4 protein-coding genes are annotated in these 3,951 nt (G+C 57.9%); 1 reads left to right on the top strand and 3 read right to left on the bottom strand.

Translation table 11 applies throughout. The features are described from left to right. From IBX51_RS14610 to IBX51_RS14600, 3 genes are all read right to left on the bottom strand, one after another. Positions 1–1,449, bottom strand: a 1,449-nt coding sequence (locus IBX51_RS14610; protein WP_291832043.1) for an NAD(P)/FAD-dependent oxidoreductase, incomplete at its 3' end; no start/stop codon positions are given. A 22-nt stretch (positions 1,450–1,471) separates the two neighbouring features. Continuing rightward, positions 1,472–2,398 (bottom strand): ferritin-like domain-containing protein, encoded by a 927-nt coding sequence (locus IBX51_RS14605; RefSeq protein WP_291832041.1) that lies wholly within the window; start codon positions 2,396–2,398, stop codon positions 1,472–1,474. Positions 2,399–2,436: 38 nt separating this feature from the next. Beyond that, positions 2,437–3,267, bottom strand: coding sequence for an SDR family oxidoreductase (locus IBX51_RS14600; protein ID WP_291832040.1), 831 nt, complete (start codon positions 3,265–3,267; stop codon positions 2,437–2,439). 166 nt (positions 3,268–3,433) lie between these two features. Here IBX51_RS14600 and IBX51_RS14595 point away from each other — a divergent pair. Further along, positions 3,434–3,951: TetR/AcrR family transcriptional regulator (locus IBX51_RS14595; protein ID WP_291832039.1), on the top strand; the 518-nt coding region annotated here is incomplete at its 3' end.

The raw sequence follows: 3,951 nt of genomic DNA, 5'->3' as shown, positions 1-3,951 counted from the left end.
GGCCATCTGCTTTGCGTATTGTGTTGCGAAGCCGGGATACATGGTCGCGTTGAACCCATCCTCGGTGAGGTACCAGCTCTGGCATCCGGAATTCCAGTTGGTTTTGGCCAGCCGGCGCTGGATGCTCCGGTTGTGGTCGTCCTGCGCTGATTGCCGAACATCCAGGGCTTTGAGCTTGAGGCTCTTGATGGTGCGAATGCTCCGGACGATGTAATCCATCTGGGATTCCATGTAGACCAGCGCAGAGTTGTGGCCTGGTCCGGAGTTTGGCCCAAAGGTGAAAAACAGATTGGGGTAGCCCGACACGTTGATGCTTTTGTAGGCCTGGGCGCCTCGCTGCCATTCTTCGTTCAGTGAGCGGCCGCCGATGCCGGTAATCGGGAACGGTGTACCGGCGTTGCTCACCTCAAAGCCGGTGGCAAACACAATACAGTCGAACTGGTGTTCGATGCCTTCCACAGTGCGGATACCGTTTTTGCTGATCCGGTCTATCGGCCAGGTGATCAGCTTGGTGTTTGGTTTCTGCAGGGCCGGGTAGTAGTCGTTGGATACCAGAATGCGCTTGCAGCCCAGGCGATAGTCCGGGGTCAGTTGCCGGCGCAGCCAGCGGTCGGGTACCTGTTTGCGCAAGTGCCACCGCCCGAGACGTTCGGCAAAACGGGTCAGCGGCGAGTTCCAGATGACCGCCAAGGCCATGGACTCATGGGCCAGATACAGTGCCTTGCGGACGGCGGTCTGGCTCACGGGTACTTTGCGGAACAGCATCTTGTTCCAGTCCGGTGTGGTGAAGTCCGGCCGTGGCATGATCCACGGCGGAGTGCGCTGGAATACCGTCAGCTTGCCGGCGCATGTTGCCAGCTCCGGTACGATCTGTATGGCGCTGGCACCCGTGCCGATCACCGCAATGCGTTTGCCCTTGAGGTCGTAATCATGATCCCAGTCGGCGCTGTGTATCTTCTTGCCCTCAAACTCGTCCAGGCCGGCGATGCCGGGCCAGCCGGGGTTGGACAGCGGCCCCTGGGCCATCACGGCGGTGCGCCCTGAAAATACATTTCCATTCGTGGTCGTTGCCTGCCAGAGGCCTTTGTCCTGGTCCCAGGCCAGGTTGCTGACATTCTGGTTGAACCGGATGTATTGCCGAAGGTTGAAGTGATTCACCAGGTGATGGATGTATTCCAGAATTTCCCGGCTTCCCGAGAAACTTCGGGACCAGTTCGGGTTCTGGGCGAACGAGAAAGAATAGAGATTGGAGGGAATGTCGCAGGCAGCCCCCGGATACTGATTGTCTCGCCAGGTGCCGCCAACATCGTCTGATCGCTCCAGAATGGTGATGTTGCGAATGCCCTGCTGTTGCAGGCGAATGGCGGTGCCCAGGCCGGCAAAGCCGGCACCGATAATCAACGCGTCGGCGGGCGGCTGCTGTTGAGCAAGCGGTTGGTTGTTCTTCATCAGGTAATCTCGTAAACGGTGGTCAGGCGGTTGGGTGATAGGTAATCTCTTTGACCCAGCTGGGTACGGTCGGAAACGCCTTCCTCGGGATGACGTCGGCCACCTTCACCAGGGCATCGATGGGCGCGTGGTAGAAGCGTTTCTTGCGGTCGACCACGAACCGGCCGTGGTGTTTGATGATCTGGAACCAGGGGTTTCTTCGACCATCGACAGTGCGCCCTCCGATCTTCTCGAACTTCCGCATGGCCTCGTACAGCTTCTCCTCAGGCAAGCCCATCTCGACGATGTTGTCCCGCATCTTGTTAAGCAACGGAAAATAAGAGGCAATGCCCAGAATCAGCCTCGGGTCCATCAGCTGCGCGGTCATCCGAATAAGTTCGATGTAGGTTTTGCCATGGCCCTGCATTTCCATCACGGTGAAGCCCACACCAAGGTGGCGGGCCTCGTCACCATTGATCAGTTCGAAAGCTTGATGGCAAACCGGGTCGTCTACCGTATCGAGGAGGAACTTGCACAGCGCGCCGTCGAGCGCAATTTCCAGCATGGGTACAACGGTGCCCAGCACATAGACCGGCTGATCATCGGCAAACCGGTCCAGCCATTCGATGACCAGCCTCAGGTTGTTGTTCGGCTCCGGCAATTCGCCATCTTCCAGCATGCCCCAGCGTTTCATTAACGCCATTTCGGCGTTGGCGTGGCGCTGTTCTTCGGCGTGGAAATAGGTGTAGATCTGGCGCAGGGTGTCGTCCGGCGCTTTTTTCGCCATGGCGGCAAAGGCCCTGGCACCCACGTGCTCGATCCACATCAGGTCTGCCATGAAGGCTTTCAGTTTTGGCCACTGTTCAGGGGTAATCAGCTCAGCGCCCGGAGCATCCCAGTCGATATCCGACAGGCTCCACTGAGTGTTTTTGATCTTTTCCAGCATGTTATCGAGATCAATCTTTGCCATGTCAGTCTCCTGGCTTGTGGGGGTGTTAAGGCCTGTTATCAGACGAACTTGGACGTCATCCGGCGATTAATAAGCCCCGTGATCGCGGCATAGGAATTCGGCAGCAGGCGTTTGATTCGCCAGATCATGCGGGCATCGACCTGTGGCATCACGTACAGCTGTTTGTTGTCCAGGCCATCCAGAGCCATGCGAGCGACCTTGTCGGCAGACATGCCGATGCGGTCCATCAACCGGTTAAACAGGTCATTGGATTCGCCCTGTATGCGGCCGTTGGCTGAGATGTTGGTTTTCACGAGGGTAGGGCACAGCGCGGTGACGCTGACGCCGGTGCCGGAGAGTTCTGCCGCCAGGGTTTCTGATATCGCCAGCGCGGCCGCCTTGGTGGCGTTATAGGGGCCCATCAGCGGTGCGGCGGAGAAACTGGCGGTTGAGGCCACATTGATAATGCCAGCCCGTTCCTGCAGGCGCAGCCGGGGGGCGAACACATGGCAGCCATAGACCACGCCCCAGAGGTTGATGTTGACCGTCCACTCCCAGTCTTCGATAGACGTTTCGCCAATGGTTTTGCCACCCACGCCAACACCGGCGTTGTTGATGACCAGATTGGCCGGTTCCGGCAGCAATTCGTCGGCCTTATCAGCCAGCGCCTGCACCTGTTCCAGCTTGCTGACGTCGCAGGCGACCGCCCATGCCCGGCTACCGAGGCGGCGGACTTCGCTGGCGGTTTGTTCCGCGGCGTCCAGATTGATGTCTGAGCACACCACAAGGCCCCCGCGACGGGCGAGTTCCAATGCCAGAGCTTTGCCGATGCCGCTGCCGGCGCCAGTGATGACTGCACGGGCATTTTTAGTCAGAGAATTTTTGAGCATGAGGATTTCCGCAGTTTTGATGTAAGTGTGACGCTGCCCGGGCTTGTGCCGCCCGAAAGGGACAAAGGCCGTGCCGAATAGGCCTGAAAGCCTTGCCCTGCTTGTGTTTGCGCCTGGCTGACTGCAGATTAGAGCGAACGCTTGTTCGGATTCAATTCGGAAAATTATGCCCAGACAACCAAAACAGGATCGATCGCGTGCCACGGTGGACGCGATTGTTGAAGCGGGGTTTATTGCCCTGAGCCAGCGGGGCCCGGCCGACACCACAACACGGCACATCGCTGAAATAGCAGGCGTGGGGGTAGGTTCGCTGTATGAATACTTCGAGAACAAACAGGCGATCTTCAACGCCATGAGCCAACGCTTCATCTCTGACACAGCGGCGATGATCAAGCCGTTAACGCCAACGCTGGTGCAGATGCCCATTGATGAGGCCATTCGCACATTGCTTAACCAGTTCCGGAGTTTTCTTGAGCAGGATGATGGCCGGTACCTCAAGTGTGTGCGATACGCCATGGCGGTGGACTTTGAGCTCCATCTAGATCCGCTCTACAAAGTGCTCAATAACGTCATCATGCGCTACCTGATGGAGCACCCGGAAACCCTTCGGGTTAGCCGCATTCCTGCCATCACCTACATCGGGATTAATGGCGGCATATTCGCCGTTATCCGCCATTTGTCGGA

This window comes from Marinobacter sp., from assembly GCF_014859525.1.
Classification (GTDB): domain Bacteria; phylum Pseudomonadota; class Gammaproteobacteria; order Pseudomonadales; family Oleiphilaceae; genus Marinobacter.
The sequence above is the reverse complement of the archived record's forward strand: the minus strand, read 5'-3'. Positions and strand labels throughout refer to the sequence as shown.